This is a genomic window from Deltaproteobacteria bacterium, from assembly GCA_020845775.1.
In the GTDB taxonomy this organism is placed as follows: domain Bacteria; phylum Bdellovibrionota_C; class UBA2361; order SZUA-149; family JADLFC01; genus JADLFC01.
The window spans coordinates 1-21,094 of record JADLFC010000106.1 but is presented as its reverse complement, the minus strand read 5'-3'; the positions used below and the strand labels follow the sequence as shown (position 1 = coordinate 21,094).

The 21,094-nt window shown below is 45.7% G+C and carries 19 protein-coding genes; 12 read left to right on the top strand and 7 right to left on the bottom strand.

What is annotated here, in order from left to right:
- Window positions 1–545 (bottom strand): CDP-diacylglycerol--glycerol-3-phosphate 3-phosphatidyltransferase (gene pgsA, locus IT291_06740; GenBank protein ID MCC6220919.1); only part of this gene is annotated, 545 nt, incomplete at its 3' end.
- A 151-nt stretch (window positions 546–696) separates the two neighbouring features.
- On the opposite strand from pgsA, the gene nadB reads away from it, so the two are divergent.
- Window positions 697–2,283, top strand: coding sequence for an L-aspartate oxidase (gene nadB / locus IT291_06735; protein ID MCC6220918.1), 1,587 nt, complete (start codon window positions 697–699; stop codon window positions 2,281–2,283).
- A gap of 70 nt (window positions 2,284–2,353) precedes the next feature.
- Here the strand turns inward: nadB and IT291_06730 are convergent, their stop codons facing one another.
- Together IT291_06730 and IT291_06725 are read right to left on the bottom strand one after the other, a co-directional pair.
- Window positions 2,354–3,091, bottom strand: a complete 738-nt coding sequence (locus IT291_06730) for a hypothetical protein (protein ID MCC6220917.1) — start codon at window positions 3,089–3,091, stop codon at window positions 2,354–2,356.
- Between the two features lie 158 nt (window positions 3,092–3,249).
- Window positions 3,250–3,618, bottom strand: coding sequence for a hypothetical protein (locus tag IT291_06725; GenBank protein MCC6220916.1), 369 nt, complete (start codon window positions 3,616–3,618; stop codon window positions 3,250–3,252).
- A 226-nt stretch (window positions 3,619–3,844) separates the two neighbouring features.
- Between IT291_06725 and sufB the strand changes: the two genes are divergently transcribed.
- From sufB to sufD, 3 genes are read left to right on the top strand one after another with little or no spacing between them, the layout of a single operon-like run.
- Window positions 3,845–5,281, top strand: a complete 1,437-nt coding sequence (gene sufB / locus IT291_06720) for a Fe-S cluster assembly protein SufB (protein ID MCC6220915.1) — start codon at window positions 3,845–3,847, stop codon at window positions 5,279–5,281.
- An 18-nt stretch (window positions 5,282–5,299) separates the two neighbouring features.
- Window positions 5,300–6,067, top strand: coding sequence for a Fe-S cluster assembly ATPase SufC (gene sufC, locus IT291_06715; protein MCC6220914.1), 768 nt, complete (start codon window positions 5,300–5,302; stop codon window positions 6,065–6,067).
- Entirely contained in the window at window positions 6,060–7,412 is a 1,353-nt protein-coding gene (gene sufD, locus IT291_06710; GenBank protein MCC6220913.1) for a Fe-S cluster assembly protein SufD, read from the top strand. Before sufC ends, sufD begins: the two co-directional genes overlap by 8 nt.
- Window positions 7,413–7,444: 32 nt before the next feature.
- Here sufD and IT291_06705 read toward each other — a convergent pair whose 3' ends face one another.
- From IT291_06705 to tkt, 3 genes are read right to left on the bottom strand one after another with little or no spacing between them, the layout of a single operon-like run.
- Window positions 7,445–9,055: a hypothetical protein gene (locus IT291_06705; GenBank protein MCC6220912.1), complete on the bottom strand. Its 1,611-nt coding sequence runs from the start codon at window positions 9,053–9,055 to the stop codon at window positions 7,445–7,447.
- A gap of 34 nt (window positions 9,056–9,089) precedes the next feature.
- Window positions 9,090–9,848: a class I SAM-dependent methyltransferase gene (locus tag IT291_06700; protein MCC6220911.1), complete on the bottom strand. Its 759-nt coding sequence runs from the start codon at window positions 9,846–9,848 to the stop codon at window positions 9,090–9,092.
- Complete coding sequence (gene tkt, locus IT291_06695) at window positions 9,845–11,878, bottom strand: transketolase (protein MCC6220910.1); 2,034 nt, start codon at window positions 11,876–11,878, stop codon at window positions 9,845–9,847. Before tkt ends, IT291_06700 begins: the two co-directional genes overlap by 4 nt.
- A 571-nt stretch (window positions 11,879–12,449) precedes the next feature.
- On the opposite strand from tkt, the gene IT291_06690 reads away from it, so the two are divergent.
- The 3 genes from IT291_06690 (at window position 12,450) to IT291_06680 (ending at window position 14,385) form a co-directional block, all read left to right on the top strand.
- The gene (locus IT291_06690) at window positions 12,450–13,001 is read left to right on the top strand and encodes a thioredoxin family protein (protein MCC6220909.1); all 552 of its coding nucleotides are present in this window, start codon (window positions 12,450–12,452) and stop codon (window positions 12,999–13,001) included.
- A 196-nt stretch (window positions 13,002–13,197) separates the two neighbouring features.
- The gene (locus IT291_06685) at window positions 13,198–13,614 is read left to right on the top strand and encodes a hypothetical protein (protein MCC6220908.1); all 417 of its coding nucleotides are present in this window, start codon (window positions 13,198–13,200) and stop codon (window positions 13,612–13,614) included.
- Window positions 13,615–13,617: 3 nt separating this feature from the next.
- Window positions 13,618–14,385, top strand: a complete 768-nt coding sequence (locus IT291_06680; GenBank protein MCC6220907.1) for an LOG family protein — start codon at window positions 13,618–13,620, stop codon at window positions 14,383–14,385.
- Here the strand turns inward: IT291_06680 and IT291_06675 are convergent.
- Window positions 14,358–15,578: a hypothetical protein gene (locus tag IT291_06675; GenBank protein ID MCC6220906.1), complete on the bottom strand. Its 1,221-nt coding sequence runs from the start codon at window positions 15,576–15,578 to the stop codon at window positions 14,358–14,360. The genes IT291_06680 and IT291_06675 overlap by 28 nt on opposite strands.
- Window positions 15,579–15,880: 302 nt before the next feature.
- Between IT291_06675 and IT291_06670 the strand changes: the two genes are divergently transcribed.
- The 5 genes from IT291_06670 to IT291_06650 form a co-directional block, all read left to right on the top strand.
- Window positions 15,881–17,326, top strand: a complete 1,446-nt coding sequence (locus tag IT291_06670) for a cysteine--tRNA ligase (protein ID MCC6220905.1) — start codon at window positions 15,881–15,883, stop codon at window positions 17,324–17,326.
- A gap of 14 nt (window positions 17,327–17,340) precedes the next feature.
- Window positions 17,341–18,330: an NAD(P)-dependent oxidoreductase gene (locus tag IT291_06665; GenBank protein ID MCC6220904.1), complete on the top strand. Its 990-nt coding sequence runs from the start codon at window positions 17,341–17,343 to the stop codon at window positions 18,328–18,330.
- A 61-nt stretch (window positions 18,331–18,391) separates the two neighbouring features.
- Window positions 18,392–19,099 (top strand): Bax inhibitor-1/YccA family protein, encoded by a 708-nt coding sequence (locus tag IT291_06660; GenBank protein ID MCC6220903.1) that lies wholly within the window; start codon window positions 18,392–18,394, stop codon window positions 19,097–19,099.
- 170 nt (window positions 19,100–19,269) lie between these two features.
- Complete coding sequence (locus tag IT291_06655) at window positions 19,270–20,388, top strand: lytic murein transglycosylase (GenBank protein ID MCC6220902.1); 1,119 nt, start codon at window positions 19,270–19,272, stop codon at window positions 20,386–20,388.
- A partial coding sequence (locus tag IT291_06650; protein ID MCC6220901.1) for a hypothetical protein occupies window positions 20,385–21,094 on the top strand: 710 nt, incomplete at its 3' end. The genes IT291_06655 and IT291_06650, both read left to right, overlap by 4 nt.

The window sequence follows — 21,094 nt, the reverse complement described above, 5'->3', positions numbered from 1 at the left end:
GCAATCCACAAAAAGACCATTCCAGAAAAATGGAAATCCACTAAAATGCCAAAAACCTCATACGGTTCCCGAATTAGAAGAAATACTATAGCAACCATGGTCCATGCAGTCTTGTGTTTGGCCCAACGAGACGCCGCGACTACTGTCCCCTTAATACTGGCAATGGAGCGCAAACCAGTAACCACCATTTCCCGAGACAACAAAAGCACCACCATCCAAGCAGGCACAAAGGGTTCGGTCTTAATTGAACTAAGCATTATCAAAGCCGCCATAACCAATATCTTGTCAGCCAACGGATCCAACAACGTGCCCAATATGGACTCGGCGTGAAATAATCGAGCTAAATAACCATCGAGCCAATCAGTAATAGAAGCAAATATAAAAATCACAGTCGCCCATATACTGCTCTGGGGCGTCGGATCGACTAAAAGTATTACAAAAACCGGCACAGCAAGCAGTCGCAAGACAGTAATAAGGTTCGGAGCACGCCTCCCCACCTCTCTAGTCCAGTGAATGCTATTTGTATTGCTAGTCTCCTTTTCCATACTAAACGCGAATAGAATCATTAGAGATCCATTTGTATACTTCTAAGTGTTTCTATTTTATAAAAATTAATTATTCAAGTTATACCGTTTAGCAAAGGTAAACGTATCTCTGCTAAAAACATGGTTTCTCAGATTAGCATAAAGTGAATAGATGAAGCATCAAGATTTTTTAGTAATAGGGTCGGGCATTGCCGGCCTCATGTTCGCCCTAGATGTCGCAAAATGCGGCAGTGTTACCATTTTGTGCAAGAGCGAGCCCTGCGAGGGCGCTACTAAATATGCTCAGGGCGGAATTGCGGCAGTTATTAGCCCATTGGATAGCTGCGAGTCGCACATCGCCGACACACTTAACGCAGGCGCGGGCCTTTGTCACGAGGAAGTCGTCCATTATGTGGTATCGCATGGCCTCGAAGCTATCAGTCGCCTAGTAGAACTAGGAATATCATTTGATAAAAAAAGCTTGTCTCAATCTTTCGAGTTGGCAAAAGAGGGTGGCCATTCGGCCAGACGCATTCTGCACTATCGCGATGAAACCGGAGCCGAGATTCAGCGAGCATTGCTCGAGCGAGTTAAGGCTGAACCCAATATCGAAATTTTACCTCATCACATTGCAATAGACCTAATCGCCAAAGATAGCCATGATGGATCATTTCCAGAGATAATCGGTGCCTATGCTTTGGATAAGTCCTCATCAAAAATTACTGGCTTTGTTTCTCGCGTCACTATGCTGGCTACAGGTGGGGCTGGAAAAGTCTATTTATATACTACAAACCCAAATGTCTCGACGGGTGACGGTATCGCCATGGCCTACCGCGCCGGAGCGCGCATTGCAAACATGGAATTTTTCCAGTTTCACCCAACCTGTTTATATCACAACAAGGCCCGGTCGCTACTTATTACCGAAGCAATACGTGGCGAGGGCGCAAGACTGCTAAACATCAAAGGCGAGGCGTTTATGCAGCGCTACGATGAGCGTGGAGAACTAGCACCCCGCGATATCGTCGCACGAGCAATAGATGCTGAAATGAAGCGCACTGGCGCTGATAACGTGTTACTAGATATTTCCCATAGGGAGGCGTCATTTATCCGCTCGCGCTTTCCTATGATTTACGCAAAGACACTGGAATGTGGCATAGATATTACTAAGGAACCTATCCCAGTAGTCCCTGCTGCTCACTATTGCTGCGGTGGCGTCATGGCTGACTTGAACGGAAGAACGGACTTGCCTCGTCTGTACGCAGCAGGAGAAACTGCGTCTACTGGCTTGCACGGCGCTAATCGCCTTGCCTCTAATTCACTTCTCGAAGCGGCAGTGTTTGCCCGAGCAGCCGCGCGAGACTGTTCAAACAGGATTAAAGACTTGTCACTGGAGCAAAATGTTCCAGAATGGGATTATTTAGATACCGTAGAAACTCGCGAGCACATCATCGTAAATCACGTATGGCAAGAAGTTCGTCGCATGATGTGGAACCTCGTTGGAATAGTTCGCAGCAACATGCGCCTGGAACTAGCATCTAAACGGATTCAAGCCGTTCAAAAAGAAATTCGCGACTATTATTGGAAATATTTTGTAACTAGCGATCTTATCGAGCTTAGAAATATCATTACCGTTTCGGATCTAATAATTAGCATGGCTAAATCGCGCAAGGAAAGCCGAGGGCTCCATTACAATATAGATTATCCGGAAAAAGATGATGCTAAGTGGTTAAGAGATAGCGTCATGCAGCAGGAGCCCTAATAACGGGGCTTGGCAATATGGCATAGGCGAGTAATTCTACTATGAGTCAGGCAGTACGAGTTAAAACAGACTACCTACTTTCGCGCATGTCTATCTCGCGCATCTCTAGGTTAAATTGCTGTCTAATTTTTTCCTTTACTCTATCCTTAATGCGCGAACTCGCTCCCTTATATTTCATATCCTCAGGTACTACCGCCGCCATAAACATGTCAGCAATAGTCACGTAGTAAAGCGATAGGCTATCTTCATCAAAGTTAGCAATGGGTTTACAAGTATTTGCAAAGCGCTTCATAAATCTTTGCACATTGCAGCCTATAGATTTATAGCTAGCAATCTTGTCTAGTTCGGCCTGTACTTCCTTAATTAATAACTCCATCGCTGCTTTTTTTCTAAGGAAAGCATTTTCTAGTTTTACTTTGGCGGCTAATTGAGAAATTTCTAGCAGCCGATCAACTGAATACGGCTCAAACAATACACCATGCGCACCCTTCATCACCTCTCTAGCAATAGTAGAGCCACCTTGCTCATTGCCCTTTAGCACAACTATGTAGGCACAATCCTCTCCAGCTTTTGTCTTCTTCGCCTGCTCTATAAATGCCGTTACATCGTCGTGGCTAAAGTTATGCGAGATAAATATAATATCCCAGGCCTCATTGGTGCTCTCATGTAATACCGAAAGAGCGCTCTCTAGAATTGCAACCGACTGAACTTTGCGAAAGTTATGCACGGCATAGGCCGCACTTTTCAATTTGGTGCGACTATTGATATCGGGATCGATTACGATCGCATTGTATTCTATAAAGATCATAACTTTTTCGTTACCCTATGAGGATAGGTTGAGCGCAATTACCGAGGAGCGACAAGGGGCTAAAGCTCTAACCTCCTTTAGTTATTTTCGGCTATTAGCGCGAAATACTGTATAAGTGTCTGCCAGAAAACGGTAGGTTCGGAACCGACAGTCTTCGCCTATTCGCGCTCGGTTAAGCTAAAAGCGGGTGCTTTCCCTTCTTCATAGCGGCTAATTGCCTTCCAAGTTCGCTCAATTCTGGCCTTTCTTTCCTGACAATAAGGAGTGTTTTCATTCGAAGGATTCTCGCAATCTAGTACCGGATTTCCAGTTCCCATTTGTTCTTCGCCATTTAGGCGATTAAATAAGCTCCAGGCCGAGGATGTAAGGCTGCCATCAAAGTAAATAGATGCAAGGACTATCCCCACCACAAAGAACAAGACAAAAACAGAGAGGATTCTCTCTTGTTTCCTTCGCGTGTCGACAAATCCTAAGGCGGCATTGGCCCGCAATGGCAGTGCGAAATATTCAAATAACCTTGCCATCATAAAACAACCTATTTAACAAAAGTAGCAAAACTAACTATATTAATAATATCGGCACCTTGCCATGAATACTCAAGGTAAAAAATGTGTTTATTAGAGCAACCTACTAACAACTGCTCCTTCACGCGCCTTAGAGAAATCTTGCCAATCTTTCCTCAAATGCAAAGATCCGTTATACTTGAACTAGAAATTCAACAATAATTTTTCCTAATGGTTACTGCTATTTAATATGGACGCAATAGAAAGCTGGTCAGCAAAAGATGCTTATAAATACGGTTTTGTAAGCAATATAGAATCCGACTCGCTGCCACCTGGATTAAGCGAAACGGTAATTCGAGAAATCTCCCGTAGGAAGAATGAGCCTGAGTTCCTCTTGGATTGGCGCCTTAGGGCATATAAATGTTGGCAGAAAAAACCAGAGCCGCATTGGTCTTTTGTGAACTACTCTCCGATAAGCTATCAGGATATTATTTACTATTCTGAACCTAAGCAGAAGAAAGGGCCAAACAGCTTAGACGAGCTAGACCCCGAGCTGCTTAGGACGTATGAAAAACTTGGAATTCCCCTTGCCGAACAAAAGCGATTAGCCGGCATAGCCGTAGATGCGGTGTTTGATAGCGTATCTGTAACTACGACCTACAAAGAGTCCCTGGAAAAACATGGAATAATATTTTGTTCGTTTTCCGAAGCAGCTCAAAAGCATCCTCATCTGGTAGAAAAATACATTGGCTCCGTCGTTCCGTATTCTGACAATTTTTTTGCTGCGCTAAATTCGGCGGTTTTTAGCGATGGCTCCTTCGTCTACATTCCACCAAATGTTCGCTGTCCGTTAGAGCTATCTACTTACTTTAGAATCAATGCAAAAAGCACTGGCCAATTTGAACGGACTCTCATTATCGCCGACAAGGGAAGCTATGTAAGCTACTTAGAGGGCTGCACTGCGCCGATGCGAGATGAAAACCAGCTCCACGCGGCGGTAGTTGAGCTCGTAGCACTAGATGACGCAGAGATAAAATACTCCACCATTCAAAACTGGTATCCTGGCGACAAGGACGGAAGGGGCGGAATTTATAACTTTGTAACAAAACGTGGACTTTGCATGGGAAGAAACTCTAAGATTTCTTGGACACAGGTAGAAACTGGCTCGGCCATTACATGGAAATATCCTAGCTGCATTTTAAAGGGCGATAATTCTGTGGGCGAATTTTATTCTGTGGCTCTGACAAATCACCACCAGCAAGCCGATACGGGCACAAAGATGATTCATATCGGCCGAAATACTAGGAGCACCGTTATATCAAAGGGCATTGCGGCTGGATTGGGCCAGAACTCGTACCGTGGGCTAATAAAAGTGGCAAAGTCAGCGACTAAAGCGAGAAATTTTTCGCAATGCGATTCCCTTCTCCTAAGCGATACTTGCGGAGCACATACTTTCCCTTGTCTAGAGGTGAATAACGATACGGCTACTGTAGAGCACGAGGCTACCACCTCGAAAATAGGAGAGGAACAGCTCTACTATTGCAAGCAACGAGGCATATCGGCAGAGGATGCAATTTCTATGATGGTGCATGGATTTTGCAAGGAAGTTTTAAAGGAGTTACCTATGGAGTTTGCAGTCGAAGCTCGTCAGCTTCTCGCGGTTAGTTTAGAGGGCAGCGTAGGATAGCGTTATTGAGAGAGAAAGATGCTAGAAATAAACAATTTACATATAAATTCGGATGGCACGCCAATTTTAAAGGGCGTTAACCTAGAGGTAAAACCAGGTGAAGTTCATGCCGTCATGGGGCCAAACGGCTCGGGGAAAAGCACGCTCACGAACATCATTGGTGGAAAAGATGGGTACGCAATAACGGCTGGGTCGATAAAATTCCTCGGAGAGAATATTGAAAATATGCCTCCCGAGGAGAGAGCGTGTAAGGGAATATTTATTGCGTTTCAGTATCCAGTTGAGCTTCCTGGCGTTAATTGCAGTTACTTCCTTCGCACAGCGCTAAACTCCGTACGTCGCTACAATCACAAGGAAGAAATAAACGTGCGGGACTTTTCGGCATTGCTTAAGGAAAAGGCGAAACTACTCGAAATGAACGAAGCTTTATTGCAGAGAGCCGTCAATGAGGGTTTTTCGGGCGGCGAAAAAAAGCGAAACGAGATACTGCAAATGGCCATTTTGGAGCCGACACTTGCCATCTTGGATGAAACCGATTCTGGGCTCGACATAGACGCATTGCAAATAGTTGCAAACGGCGTAAATAAACTTAGAAGCGAGGATAGAGCTATAATCGTAATCACACACTACCAGCGCCTACTCGACTACATTGTCCCAGATTTCGTTCATGTCTTGGTCGACGGACGACTGGTAAAATCGGGAACTAAGGAACTGGCGCTAGAGCTCGAGGAGAGAGGTTATGGTTGGATAACGAGCGAGGCTAAGGATAGCGAAGTTCATGCCTAGTATAGAATATGCAAAGGACACTGCATCGCCGCTAGAGTGGTGCAATAGTTATTTCAAAACAAAGTTTAGCTCGTGCGAACCTTCCTTAGACGACGCTCTAGAGGTCATGCAGAGGGAAGCTTTTTTGCATTTTAGGCGACTGGGTGTCCCCAAAATGCGCGCTGAGAATTGGCGTCACACCGATATATCAGAGGCGGTTAAAATTCCCGCTGCACTAACTTCGTTGCCGAAAAAGCGGCAACTATCAAAACATAAGAGCGATGCCGCAATCTCGCTATTAGCGCCTTCACTTTCAGATAACAGCCTAGTTTTTGTAGACGGCTTTTTTTGCGAATCGTTGTCTAGCACCAAGGCGCTTCCAAAAACCGTAACTTGTTTTTCACTTCGCAGCACAAGAGATCGACACGTATTGGCGATTCCTTGCGATATAATTGAAAAGCATTTATCGCGCTACGCGTCTTCGGAAAAGAATGCCTTTGTTGCGCTAAATACCGCGCTAATGGACGATGTGTGCGCAATACACATAGCAAGTGGCACTAAAATAGTGGAGCCACTCGAAATAATATTTGTTAGCACCGAATGGTCAGATAAAAGGGCCATATTCCCCAGAATTCTTATCGTTGCCGAAGCTGATTCACATGCAAGCATCATAGAACGCTTTGCGGGTAAAAATGAATGTGCTCATCTCACGAACGCCGTAACCGAAATTGTTCTTAACGAGAATGCGAGTCTAGAGTATCATAAAGTTCAGAACGAGAGCTTGCTTTCGTCACATATTTCCGCCACCTACGTTCATCAGTCTAGAAGTAGCGATTTTTCGGCGCATCTTTTTTCTCTTGGTAGCAAATTGGCGCGAAATGAGATTCACATAACATTGGCTGGGAAAAACAGCTCAGCAAATATATTTGGCTTATCAATGGCCGGGAGTCGTCAACATTTAGACACGTCTACGACTGTAGATCACGCCGTTTCGCACTGTAAAAGCTATCAGTTACTTAAAGGCATCTATGGGGACGACTCTTGCGGCGTATTTAACGGCACTATAGTAGTTAGAGAAAAGGCGCAAAAGACAACTGCGTTTCAAAAAAACAGCAGCCTTTTGCTTTCGCCAAACGCCTCCACTAATTCGCAACCTCAGTTAAAAATCTGGGCCGACGACGTCAAATGCAGCCATGGCGCCACTGTAGGCACGCTGGATGACGAGGCTCTCTACTATCTGCGCTCCAGAGGGATAGATGAAAAGCTAGCAAAATCCTTACTCGTAAGCGCATTTGCAAACGAAGTAGTTGAGCTAGTTAAAAATGACAGGTTAAGACATTTCGTTAGCAGCTTGCTATCGAGTTGAGTTGCGATGCCGAGACGCTAGCAATCCAATAGTCACTTTCGCAACACATAGTTACTGACTACGCGATAGTTTGTTGGGGCAAGCTTTATTAAACGCTCTTCAACTTCGCGAAGCTCGTTTACTCGTCCCTTAGTGTTTAGAATGTAGGCCCTATTTAAGAGTGCTGTAACGGGCGCGATTTCGCCATTAATAGCGCAATCGACGACGGCTAATGCCTCCTCAAATTTCCCTTGTAGAATTAAAGCCCACGAATAGTCATTGGCAATATTGCTAGCTTCTGAAACCGCTCTATTGCGATAAGTAAACGCACGAGCATGCATCTTTTCCCCTTCCACCAAATCGCCCATGCTAAGTAGACTCATGCCAAGCATGTTATAAATAATAGGGTTTTCCTCGCATAGCGGCTCAGTCAAGAGTGCCTTTAACTTGGCAAGAGCGCTTTCAAATCTAAAACACAACATATCGAGCGACGCAGCTTGAATCCGAACGTCAAACTCAGTAGGGTCCTCCTCAGCAATGGACGCGCACATTAAATACGCGTCATCGTAATCGAAATTGATTAAAGCATTTACTAAGAGAGAAAGTCTACGGTCTGCAATTTTTTCAATTGGAAGCGAAACCCATGGAAGGAATCCCAAAAGTCGCTCCAATTTTATTCTTATATAATCCTCTGGAATTAACGCAGCCTCACCGCTCCAGTCTACGCGAAGCCCAAGCTCCCGCCTAACAGCGAGCATGGCGCCTCGCAATAACCCAACAAAATGTCCCTTATTTCGAGCGACAGCGAGAATCTCAGCCGAGATGCCCCCGTCGCTAATTGCGGTAAAGCAGGCAAGCCCTGCAAGAGAAATAATTTCATCGGGAAATAAAGCGAGGTTATGCGAAACATTTAACATTTGCTCTGTCGAAAAGCCGTATTCCTTAAAAAACCTAACTACTCCAATAGCCGCCTGCCTGGCTGGCAAATCCTCGTTCAAAAATATTGGGGGATAAATGAGCTCGTTAAGGTAAAGTTCTGCAACACTTCCAATTTTTTCTTCGGGAAATACTCTTTCGTAATACTCAGCGCAAGAACGCGCTAGCACTCTTACAGCCTTCTCAATGAGGTGCGTGCAAGTATCGGGAGTTTCGCTGCGCCATGGGCCATCACCAAATGGGGTTAACCCAGTTGCGACTCCCAGGCCAAAAAGATTGAGAAAAGTTTGCTCACTAGAAAGAGGCCGAGAAAAACCGTTTAGAACAGGAAAAACTCGGGGTGGTGCGCTAAAAAGCGTTCGCAACTGTTTCTCAACCTCAACCACAAACTCCTCGCCTTCGCCAAGAGAACTTCCACACTTTACCCGCATTGCAATGCCGTTTGCGCTTTCGCCAACCTCGACGGGCATGCCAAACGCCATCCAGCATTTGTGCGCAATAACCGCAATATAAGCAGCCACGCCCTTAACTCGCCTATCGAACTCCCGCAATACATCCGCATTGCTGCAATTCTCTGGCACAATACATCGCTGGTCAAAACAGATTAAGTCCACCGCGCCCAGTGAAGGCCATGAGCCATCAAGGGCAAGCACGGGATTTGCCTCGCCGAAGAAACTCCACTCCGCTACAAATGCTCGATATAGCGCTTCTACTTGTGGCTCAATCATATTCCCGTTAAAAATCCACTCCCTACTATTTGCGCTATCTGCCCTTGGCTATTTCAATGAGGCAGCCAAAATCCTTCCACCTCTCGCTCGTCCACAGGGGAAACGGAATTTTTGTTATCCGTACCTCGCAACCACGAGCCTTGGCGAACCGCCCGAGCAATGCCGCGTAATCCCTAATCCAGTACCCCTCCCCATGCAACACTCCGTGTCTCTCTACCCAGCCTTCCCGATTTCCAAGAATCCTTTCTAAACTCGCTCCATCCAGGTGCTGTTCGACTAAGAACACAGTTTTCCTAGCTACGCGAAGCATTTCAGAGATCACGGCCTCTACGTCTCGATTATCGACATACAACAAGGCAGCGCATGTATATGCAATGTCAAAACTATTATCTGCAAATTGGCCAAGGTCAATTCCGTTTGCGCATATTAGTTTGGCATTTTTGTAGCCACGCTTTGCCAGCAGCTCTCCTCCTTCGCTAATACAGTTCTCATTACAGTCAATTCCAACCAAGTGAATTTCTGGAAAAAGGCAGCACAATATGTGAAAGTTTTGGCCATAAGCGCAGCCGATTTCGATAAGTGCGCTAAAGGGATATTTCTCTGCAATGGCTTCGATGAGTACCGCGCGCTCGCTACCAGCTAGCTTTGGCCCGCGGATCGATAGCTCCTTGCTGGTTTGCTTTCTCTCTCTAGCCCAAAAATAAGTCCACCACAGTTTATTAAAAAACCGCCAAACTGCCTTCGGCAAGACGGGCCGAAGCTCGTTTAATAGGCGTAATATCAAAGCCGTCACGACAAGAAGCGCTTTTTCACGGCGTTAGCGACGGCTTGTGGCGTAAAACCAAAGTGCTTCGCAAGATCCTCAGCCGGAGCCGAGGCCCCAAAGTGGTCAATCCCCACTAACAATGCATCGGTAGCAGCTATCCCCAATATTCCAGGCCACAAAGTCGTGCTCCCAGCTTCAATCACTACTACTTTCGAGCTGCTTGGCAAAAGTTCCTTTCTATATTCTATGGAAGTGTTTAAAAAGAGCTGTGTGCATGGCATTGATACGACGCGCACACTAACAGACGAATCGAGCAACTTCGCAGCCTCAATTGCAAGGCTTACCTCTGAACCCGTCGCTACGAACACAATTTGGGCTTTTGCATTTTCTTGGCATCTCTTCCAAATTATGTATCCGCCTTTCTTTATTTTCTCTCTTGCGGAATTTAAATCGCTGCGCTCCAGGGCTGGAACTTCCTGGCGAGTAAGCGACAGCGCACACGGCCCCTCTCGCCTAGACAGAGCTATTTCATAACAAACTGCCGTCTCCACCGCATCGGCAGGACGCAACAAATAGAGATTGTGAATAAGTCTTAGGGCGGACAAATGTTCTATTGGCTGATGTGTCGGCCCATCCTCACCAAGGAAAACGCTGTCGTGTGTAAAAATAAAGAGCCCCGGCAAATGCGAAAGAGCAGCCAAGCGAATAGCCGGACGCATGTAGTCTGAAAAGCACAAAAAAGTCGACCCGTAGGGAAGAAAACCACCATAATAGCTAAGACCATTCATTATGGCCCCCATAGCATGTTCGCGCACGCCAAAGTGGATGTTAAGGCCACTAAAATCATTCTTAGCGATACTGCCTGAACCTTTTATTACCGTGAGCGTCGAGGGCTCCAAGTCAGCGGATCCGCCTATTAAGGCTCCGATCTCCCCTGAAGCTAGCTGCAATATATTGCCGGAGGTCTTTCGAGTAGCGGCGGGCTTGCTATCGCTAGAAACGCTTTGCAAAAACTTCTCTCCCAAGCTTTCGGGAACGTCCAAGCTAAGTTGCCTAGTTAACGCAGCCGCCAAATCAGCATTGTTTTCACTCCACCTCTTAAACCCATCTCGCCAACTCGCAACAACTTCATTTAACTCCCCTATCCTAGCCGAAAAAAGCTTTCTAACCTCCTCCGGCACAAAGAATCTTGGCTCGAGCGGCCACCCTAACCCTTCTTTAGTCTTTAGAACCTCATTCGCTCCAAGTGGAGAACCATGAACGCCAGCCGAATTAGCCTTATTTGGGCTACCACGACCAATAACGGTTCGCATCGCAATAATAGAAGGTTTGTTGCTCTCCGCCACTGCATTCTCTATGGCACTATCAATTGCCAGAAAATCATGTCCATCTGCCGCTTGCACATGCCAACCATAGGCTTCATAGCGCCTTAAAACATTTTCCGTGAATGCCAAATCGGTGTTTCCAGCGATGCTGATGTGGTTATCATCGTAGAGAACAATTAGGTTGCCAAGACCAAGATGACCTGCCAAAGAGGAAGCCTCGCTGCTAATGCCCTCCATTAAGCAGCCATCGCCGACCACACAAAAAACGCGATGATTAAAAGGACTAAAATCAGCAGTATTATAACGCGCCGCCATGATTTTCTCGCCAATAGCCATGCCAACAGCGTTCGAGACTCCTTGCCCTAATGGGCCAGTAGTGCACTCCACTCCAGCAGTAACATGCGACTCGGGATGCCCCGGAGTGAGGCTTCCCCATTGGCGAAATTTCCGCAAATCCTCTACCGATAGGCTGATGCCAAAGAGGTGCAAGAGCGAATACAGCAACATAGACCCGTGGCCATTAGAGAGGACAAAGCGATCCCTGTTAATCCACTTCGTGTCTCCGGGACAAAAGCAGAGGTGCCTTAACCACAAAACTACAGCTACTTCTGCAAATCCCATAGGCATTCCGGGATGTCCTGAACTGGCAGCCTCTACGCCATCTACAGACAGCATTTTTATGCTATTAGAAGCTAATACTAACTCATCCTCCCGCATAGAGCCCCGTTTCATAGATTATTTTCCTCAAAAAAATTCCCAAACACAGTAGAAATCATCAGTAACCAGAATCAGTAACCAAATGTCCAATCAGCGAAGAAAATATAAGCACTAATATAATCGCTTATTGCGCCGCTTAGACGATCCGGCATTTTTTTGCTTATTTCTATCATAAGATGAACACTAAGTCCCTATAGTCTCTCTGTTTTTTTAGCTTAGGGGAATCAGTAACCTTCGGACCGATCTTGCCGAAAATGATTTGGCACGGAATTCGCAGGAGCATCGATCATAACAGTTATCCTATGCCCGAGTGGTCATTCCTTTCCTCACAGATTCCTCGGGCCGAAAGATAGATGTCATGCCGTAAATACCGAACACGCACAAGGTCGAAGACCGTCACCTCTAGGTCTTCGACCTTTCTTTTTTTTCTTGACGACAGACCCTTCTAGACTCGCCATAGATGTTATAATTTATTGAGCAAGTGACGATAAGTTTCTATGGAGTGTAGAGCGCAATGACAAAGCGGACTTTTAGATTATAAGCGAAGATTCTGTTAGATCCGCACTAAGTTGATAGGTGCACATAGATGCAAAAGAACTTGGAAAATACTGAACTCGCCATTGGAGAACATGCTCCATACTTCAGTCTGCCGGGAACGGATGGTCGGATTTACTCACTTTCAAGTTTTGGTAGCCCCAAAGCTTTAGTTATTATTTTTACAGCCAATCACTGTCCGCACTCACAAGCCTATGAGGAAAAGTTAGTCGAACTTGCAAAAACCTTTCAGCCAAAGGGAGTTCAGTTCCTCGCCATTTGCGCTAACGATCCAGTGGCATTCCCAGAGGACAACTTCGAGAGAATGGTTGAGAAATCGCGCGAGCTCGCTCTTCCCTTTCCATATCTCTACGACGAAGAACAAGTTGCGGCAAAAGCCTTTGACGCCGCATGCACGCCGGAAGTATATTTATTTGATGCAAAATTGCGCCTGCAATATCACGGCAGTATTGATGACGATCCTCGCAATAGCAAAACCAACAGCACTCACTACTTAAGAGAAGCTATAGTTAGTGTTCTTGCCGGCGAGTTCCCTAAGACTCCGCTTACTCCTGTAATCGGTTGTAGCATCAAATGGAAATAGGCAGCTCGTTTTTTTCAACACATACAAATAAAAGCTTGCCAAACCCTTGCTTATGAGCCTCTACTAGGAGTATGTGAGGTGTTCTTTTTTCTGGACGTATCGCAGCGATGCGCAGAGAAGCGAGTGTTCAAGAACTAATAGTTTGCGAACAGCTCGTTTGGAAGTATTATTTATTTAATTGGTTAACTAAAGCGTTATGGATCTGTACAGATATTTTCACCCACAACACAATCCTCGATTAAAAAAAGTACCCGTGCGTCTCATTGAACTCGCGGAACTAGAGCAAGCTTCAACTGAGCTAAAGCACGCCTTGCAAAGAGCCCAAGCACGCACACAAAGTGCGCCGATTGGCGCTATCCGAGATGAACATTTCAGCGATCTAATAATCGCCGCTGACTTTATCATCGAGTCTCTGTCCACGTTGAGCAAAGCTCATCCCGGAGATAGTACTGAAACGCTATTAAATATGCTAGAAGAGCGAAGAAACGCTCCAGGGTGGGAAAACTGGGCCAGTTTGTTAAGGCAGCGGTTAGATCTCCTTAGTCAGTTTGATAACATGGGGCATCTGCGAGACAAATCGCTTTACTTTCAGCACGCAGCGTCCGACAAGTAAATTATGACAGAGGATGAAATAAAAAATAATTTAAAGACGAGACGAAAATATCTTACAGACCGACTACGAAATCTACGCGAAAGGACAGTCCTCGTAGAACAGGAACTAAAGGCTTATACGAGTCAGCATTTTAGGGTTTGCATTTTTGGCAGTGCGAGAATTCGACCTGACGACGAAAATTATCGCATAACTGAGGAATTAGCGCGCGCTTTGGGACACGAGGGAATAGACGTGCTCACTGGCGGCGGGCCAGGCCTCATGGAAGCAGCCAATAAAGGTTTAATAGCTGGAAAAAAGGAAGCTTCTAGCAAGGCGAAGTCATTTGGAATCTCTATTGATTTGCCTTTTGAGAAAGAGGCGAACGAACATCTAGACATAAAACACCATCACCGAAAATTTTCGTCGCGACTTGACGACTTCATGAGGTTATCGAACGTAATCGTAGTGACAGCTGGTGGGATAGGTACTCTTCTAGAACTCTATTTCTCCTGGCAACTTTTGCAGGTGGGACATCTATCCGGACGTCCCATAATACTGCTGAACACATCCTTCTGGAGTGGCTTGATTAGCTGGATGACGACTCAACAAATAGCTATGAATTTAGTTAGTCCTAGCGATATGCAGTGGATTAATATGGTCGACACCACAGAAGAAGCGATGATTATCGTACGAAAAGAGCACGATAAGTTCAACCAAATGCGCGAGGAAGCAGCCGCAAACTTGTCCTCCGCGTTCCAACAACATTATATGAAGTCTATAAGTGACAAATAAAGGCAGACGATTATTGCCGCTGCGACAAAAGCAGACAGTAAAAAACGCCCCGACATTTTCTTTTTTCTTAAAAGCATAGATATTTTTACCGCTGGTTGAACTGCCTCATCCGGCTGCTTATTTATTAGCTTCCTATCCAGCCATTGCTTAAAATAATAATACTTTCTGTAGATAGGAGATCTTTTTAGCATCCTCTGTATGCCAGAAATTCGCGTCAAGGAATTTCGCCCTTTCCGCTTCTTGTCCTGGGCCAATACGGACGGTTCTGCTGAAAGTTTCTTCTCCCTCGCGCCGATTCCCAAATCGGAACTCAACTGCGGATTGACGATAGCCTCGGTTCTCATTGCCTCGCGAGGGGTAGCCCTCACCAGAAGATTTTTAATCACCTGCGGTCGTGTCACAAAGCATTGACATTCTGCGCTCTGTTGTCTCTCGAGAATCATACGCACTTCTGAGACCGCCTTGCGCATTTCTTCATCACTTGAAACATGACTAAGTTTCCGCGTGCGCATTGGCGAAATCTGCTCTACCAATACGCGAGGAGAGTTGTGCCAGAACGCTGGAATGCGGTCTAGTCGCGCCATGACAACTATCTTATCCCAATCCTGCGCAGCTTCCTCCAGCAACACAGCGAGGCGCTCCAACCAAAGCGACGGCATGTTGAGAAAAGGCGAATCATAACAGAGCACCCGCGAGCGCGAATAAAGCGAACAAAAAAAGTTTAGTTTCCTAGTAGCACACTCGTCGAGTTTCGTAGGCGATAGCTCGCGAAAATCAGCGAGCCCTAAATACTCCAAAGCGCCCGAAACTAGTTCATCGCTAACTCCTACGCGCGTCAACACATCGATGACGCGACGCTCTGTCCACATATTGTTAGCACACTTAACTACATCCACCTCTGAAGGATATAACTCTCTAGCACCCAGCCGAAGCATCACCGTCTCGCTGCTACTGCCTTGGGCCATTGCAGTACAAAAAGGCTCTATGCTGTCCTCCCCACCCTGGATAATAGTAATATTTCCTGGCTTACATGTAACCGTGCGAACGAAGTTTCCAGTAGATGAAACTTGGCGAAAAACTAAACTATCCGCAATCTCTGAACTGCGAGACAAAAAGCGCTTTGTGCCAGCCGCATCACGACCCTTAAGGGCAATATCTGAGCTTTGAGATGTGGGACCCTGAAAATCTGACACGGTCGAAAATTCTCCTAAAAATTATTAAATCGACCTACACTCTATATCTCTCAAGTTATTTATCTAAGAATTTCGTAGTTTTTTCAATATCTCTTCTCACCATTCTCATTAAAGATGATCATAAAGTTGCCGATGATGCAAAACAATGCAAATGGAGTTAGCAACAATAAGAAACACGCAGAAGGCCACTTAGCAACTATTGCAAAAGCGCTGTCCTTAAGAGTAAAAATGGCCTGTCGGCAAAGTACCATTTTTGCACCAGGCAGTACATTAATCGCCATAGTGAGACAAAACAGGGCATAATGAACAACAAATTCGCTCTCCCTAAGATTGCTTTCTATAACTCTTTATCTAAACAAATCGAGGCATTAGCACCGTTAGAAGCAAACAAAGTCAGGATCTATTGTTGTGGGCCTACAGTCTATAATTACCAGCATATAGGGAATCTAAGAACATATATTTTCGAGGATGTTTTAGTTCGGGTTCTTAGATATGCCGGCTACGAAGTGCTTCACGTCATGAACATAACGGATGTTGGGCATTTAGTATCAGATGCCGACGAGGGCGAGGACAAGATGCTCCTTGCCGCGAAGCGAGAGCGCAAGACTTCGCACGAGATTGCTGAGTATTACACGGCCGTGTTTTTAAATGACTGTAGATTGCTAAATATTAGCAGGCCTTCTGTCATATGTAAGGCAACTGAGCACATTGCTGAAATGATTGAACTAATTCGGCGCTTGGAAGCTAACGGCATGGCCTATCAGGCGGGTGGCAATGTGTATTTTGACGTTTCAAAATTCTCAACGTACGGCAAACTTGCGGGCTTAGATTTGGCCAAACTTCAGGCCGGCGCGCGCATCGAAGTGGATCCAAACAAACGAAGCCCATTGGACTTTGCCCTTTGGTTTACCAAATCCAAATTCGAGAACCAGGAACTTCTCTGGGATTCCCCCTGGGGCCTAGGCTATCCTGGCTGGCATATAGAGTGTAGCGCCATGTCAATGAAGTACTGCGGCGAGACTTTTGACATTCACTGCGGTGGGATCGACCACATTCCAGTTCATCACACTAATGAGATTGCTCAAAGCGAAGGCGCCACACAGAAGCCACTTGCGAATATTTGGATGCACGGTGGATTTCTTCTGATGGGGCAGGAAAAGATGTCAAAGTCTAAGGGAAGTTTTCTAACGCTAGGCGAGTTAGTAGAACAGGGGTTCTGCCCCATGTCCTTTAGATTGCTAGCTTTAGGAGGAATTTACCGAAATGAGCTTTCGTTTAGCCTGGAAAGCCTTAAGAACGCGAGCTACGCTTTAGAAAAGTTAAAATCAACAGTTCTAGCTTTGCGAGAGGAAGTCGCAGAAACGGGGCAACCTATCGAGCCAGCTAGCGAAAGCAATGAATTTGCTCAACTAAAAACACTTTTCTGTGAGGCCGTTTATTGCGATCTGGGCTTACCTAAAGCCATGTCGGTTCTGCATCAAGTAGTAAATTCAAAAACCTTAAGCGCAGCCGAAAAATTGTCGCTTATAGAGAACTTCGACTTGGTGCTCGGCTTGGACGTAAAAAGCTGGCGCGCCCAACCAATCGAGATCCCGCATGAGATAGCTGAACTAGTAAATCAAAGAGACGAGGCTAGAAAAAATAGGCTTTGGGATTTGGCAGACGAACTGCGCAGGAAAATAGAATTGCTGGGCTTTGCAGTGGAAGATGCTCAAGAAAAAACTAAGATAGTGAAGAAAAAGAAATAGTAAGGCTTTAATGTATGCTTGCCCCATTAGTAGTCCTTTTTGGAGGCGCTGGTTATATTGGTTCGGTTCTAGCAAGACGGCTCCTGCTAGAAAATTTCCGCGTTAGAATCGTCGATAATTTTTTATTCGGCAACAGCGGTATTCGAGAGATAGCCAGCAACCCTCAGCTAGAAATCGTAAGCGCCGATATCTGCGACACACACGCACTCTCTTCGGCCACAAAAGGTGCTGACGTAGTAGTATTATTGGCAGCCATAATCGGCCGTCGCAAGGAGCCAGTCGAGCGCGCCGACATGCGCGATATTAACTTTTTAGCTTCTTCGGTGGTACTCGACGCCGCACTCGAGCACGGAGCTAGCCGCTTTATATTTGCCTCTACAGATAGTGTATACGGCTTACAGTCTGGCGTAATATACGAGACCACAACGCCCGAACCAGTGAGCTTATATTCACGACTAAAACTGCGAATGGAAGAAAGAGTAATTAATGCAGACAGTCGTTATTTTCACACAACTGCTCTGAGAATCAGCACTTGTCACGGCTATTCTCCGCGTATGCGCTTTGATTTGGTCGCAAATACGTTTATTCGAGATGCCTTCTTCAAGAATGAAATTCGAGTAGAAGGTGGGAACCAGTATCGCTCATTTGTACATGTCGACGATGTAGCGCGAGCGTTTACGAGCTGCATAAAAGCCCATGCGAATTTAATTAGTGGCGAAGTATTTAACATTGGATCGCATGGCCAGAGCGTTCAAATTAAGCATCTGGCAAACATAGTAAAAACTCTTAAACCTGAGATAAATGTGCTTTTTGAAGAGGCAGAAGTCGACATGTCTGACTACTACTTGAGTTGCAGCAAGGCCAATAAAATTCTCGATTTTTCGCCTGCTTGGACACTTGAACGCAGCTTGCAGGAGGTTTTAACCTCCCTAGAAGCCGGTGAGTTTCCAGACGCCTATAATTTTAAATATTATAACATCAAAGATTGCATAAGCTTAAAATAGTTATTAACATGATTAGAAACTGTTAAGTTTTTTAGTTTTGTTGAACTTAGAGGGTAAGAAAATGAAAGATTTTCAGGTCACTATGCGTCCGGCTTATGCCGTTTCCGATGCACAATCTGCTTTGGTGCGTTCTGTATTTGGTTGGATGACTGCAGGCTTATTCTTAAGCGGAATAGTTGCCATGTATGTCTTAAATACGCCTGCTGTAACACAGTCTATTCTGGGGAAACCGGGATTATTTCTGATTCTAGCGTTTGCGGAAGTCGGATTGGTAGTTTGGTTAAGCGCCAGAGTGATGAAAATGTCTGCCGTCAAGGCGACGTCGGTTTTCTTGATATATTCTGCGCTAAACGGCGTTACTTTAGCTCCACTTGCCTTTATCTACACGAGAGAATCATTAGCGTCTACTTTTATGATTACCTCAGCGGTTTTTGGGTCGATGGCTGTGTTTGGCTATGTCACCAGGAGAGATCTTTCGAGCTTGGGTAGTTTTCTATACATGGGCCTTTGGGGAATAATAATCGCTAGCCTTGTAAACATGTTTCTGCAAAGCACTGCTGTTGGCTTTGTAATGTCTGTAGCAGGCGTTATCGTTTTTACTGGCCTTACTGCCTGGGATGTAAATAAGATAAAGAACATGAGCACTTATGTAGAAGAGGGCACGGATGATTTTAGGCGATACGCCATACTTGGAGCTCTGTCGCTTTATTTGGACTTTATTAACCTATTTATAATGCTCCTTCGTTTTTTCGGTAGTCATCGCGACTAGGAAAGCTGGGCAGTTTGGCCGTGCCACTCGGCACGTGCGATAGACCAAGATTTTGTTCGACAATGCGAAGCTAAATAACGTATAATTTCTATTATGAGGGGCGTTCTCTTATGTAGGCCCCTTGTGGATCGTTCGTTTGTCGGCGCATTGTAAACGGGGCTAAAGGGGAGTTGTTAGGATTATTTCGAAATGCCTCTGTGGTATTGCTCATTTTATTTTCGAGCGCCGTTAACGCGTGGGCAGTGGATTCGAGGGATGCTAATGTTAGCGTGATTGAAAATGCACTTGGATTTCAAGCCCTGTTGCCGACTTCTACCAGAAATGAGTTATTTTTAGGCGCCAAGCCCTACTACTTTAGCCCTTTTGAGCCACTGCCCATAAAAATTTCGCTTAACGATCGAAAGCTCAAAGGATGGAGCTACATAGCCAATCGCCTGATTGAGGGCGGGGCCAGTCCTCAAATAGTAAGCGAACTGTTGTCGGATTTTCGCATGCCGAAGAATGCCCCTATTTTTTTTAGTCTTGCGCCAAGAGAGCCTCGCAACCTATATCGTGGCCACAATACAGAAAGGACACGCCTAAATGCTCTGAGGTTTTACAAGAAAAATTTCTATTACTTTTTTCGTGCGAGCTACGAATTTCAGGTTCCGGAAGGCGTGATCCTAGCCATCCTCCAGGTAGAAACGAATTGCGGTAGCTTTACTGGGAAGGCGCGAGTTTTGCCTAGTCTTTTAAGGCTTGCCGACGCAGCGTCGCCGGATAATGTTTTTAGAAATTTTAAGCGCGCACAGAGTGCGAGATCCTCGGCAACACTGGAGCAAGTGAGCCAGCGAGCTAAGTGGCTGGAGGAGACTTTTTTGCCTCACGCCATAGCGCTAATTGAGCTAGCCGAGCAAAGGGCCATCCATCCGCTTGAAATTCGAGGTTCTGGCAGTGGCGCTTTAGGGATGCCGCAATTCTTGCCCGGACATCATTTTGCGTATGGAGTCGATGGGAACAGCGATGAGGCAATAGATTTATTCTCGGCTCCAGATGCAATATTTTCCGTTGCAAATTACCTCAATCAACATGGTTGGACGAAACTAGATTTAGACACTCCTAGCAAGCACGCTGTCATTTGGCATTATAACCACTCGGAACCCTATATTGAAACAGTGCTTGCTCTTTCGGATTCGCTAAATAGTGGAATCGAGAAAATTAAGACTTCAATAAAAAACGAACTAATAGTGCAAAGCGTTCAGGCTCCGATTGGCCAAATCGTCCCAATAGGACTGGTCCAACCGCAGTGAGCTTTGTTTGGGACAGATTGTGCTTTCCGCATTTATGCGCTCTTGCGGGAAAAAACCCTAGCAAACTAAGCCAGGCGATGCACAATGCCGCGTTTCGTGCGCTTAACTTGCCGTTTTCCTACGTAGCCTTTAACACTACAGACACTGCATTTGTTATTGAAGCCATGCGAAGATTGGGAATCCGGGGTTTAAGCCTTACAATCCCACACAAGGAAATAGCTTTTTCGCTAGTAGACGAAGTAGAAGGCCCAGCACAAAAAGTAGGCGCTATCAACACGGTAGTTAACAGTGGTGCCACTCTTACTGGCTTCAACACTGATGTCTTTGGCATCACACAGGCACTTAGGGAGGCGCATGTCGATGACCTGAGCGGCAAGAATGTGCTAATTCTTGGTGCCGGCGGTGCTGCGAGAGCTGCTATCTATGCCGCCGGCGAATTAGGGGCAACATCTGTAAGCCTAGCTAACAGAACCGACCATCGCGCAGAGTTGCTCGCCAAAGATTTTTCTGGCCAAAATGTCATACACTTACGTAGTGACGAGCTGCCAAATGTCAGTTTAGCGGATTTCACGTTAATCATTAACGCAACCCCACTTGGCTCCATTGCCACTGATAGCGCCGAGTTAAAGTTAGATTTAAGTCAGCTTGGCGAGAATATTTGCGTTTTTGACATGGCAACGCGCACGAGTACGCCGTTACTAGAAAT

Bases quoted from the DNA above. Each gene is read 5' to 3' on its own strand.
- nadB (MCC6220918.1), top strand. From the start codon at position 697: ATGAAGCATCAAGATTTTTTAGTAATAGGGTCGGGCATTGCCGGCCTC.
- IT291_06680 (MCC6220907.1), top strand. From the start codon at position 13,618: ATGACAGAGGATGAAATAAAAAATAATTTAAAGACGAGACGAAAATAT.
- IT291_06730 (MCC6220917.1), bottom strand. From the start codon at position 3,091: ATGATCTTTATAGAATACAATGCGATCGTAATCGATCCCGATATCAAT.
- IT291_06660 (MCC6220903.1), top strand. From the start codon at position 18,392: ATGAAAGATTTTCAGGTCACTATGCGTCCGGCTTATGCCGTTTCCGAT.
- IT291_06685 (MCC6220908.1), top strand. From the start codon at position 13,198: ATGGATCTGTACAGATATTTTCACCCACAACACAATCCTCGATTAAAA.
- tkt (MCC6220910.1), bottom strand. From the start codon at position 11,878: ATGAAACGGGGCTCTATGCGGGAGGATGAGTTAGTATTAGCTTCTAAT.
- IT291_06670 (MCC6220905.1), top strand. From the start codon at position 15,881: ATGAACAACAAATTCGCTCTCCCTAAGATTGCTTTCTATAACTCTTTA.
- IT291_06725 (MCC6220916.1), bottom strand. From the start codon at position 3,618: ATGATGGCAAGGTTATTTGAATATTTCGCACTGCCATTGCGGGCCAAT.
- IT291_06690 (MCC6220909.1), top strand. From the start codon at position 12,450: ATGCAAAAGAACTTGGAAAATACTGAACTCGCCATTGGAGAACATGCT.
- IT291_06705 (MCC6220912.1), bottom strand. From the start codon at position 9,055: ATGATTGAGCCACAAGTAGAAGCGCTATATCGAGCATTTGTAGCGGAG.
- sufC (MCC6220914.1), top strand. From the start codon at position 5,300: ATGCTAGAAATAAACAATTTACATATAAATTCGGATGGCACGCCAATT.
- sufD (MCC6220913.1), top strand. From the start codon at position 6,060: ATGCCTAGTATAGAATATGCAAAGGACACTGCATCGCCGCTAGAGTGG.
- sufB (MCC6220915.1), top strand. From the start codon at position 3,845: ATGGACGCAATAGAAAGCTGGTCAGCAAAAGATGCTTATAAATACGGT.
- IT291_06665 (MCC6220904.1), top strand. From the start codon at position 17,341: ATGCTTGCCCCATTAGTAGTCCTTTTTGGAGGCGCTGGTTATATTGGT.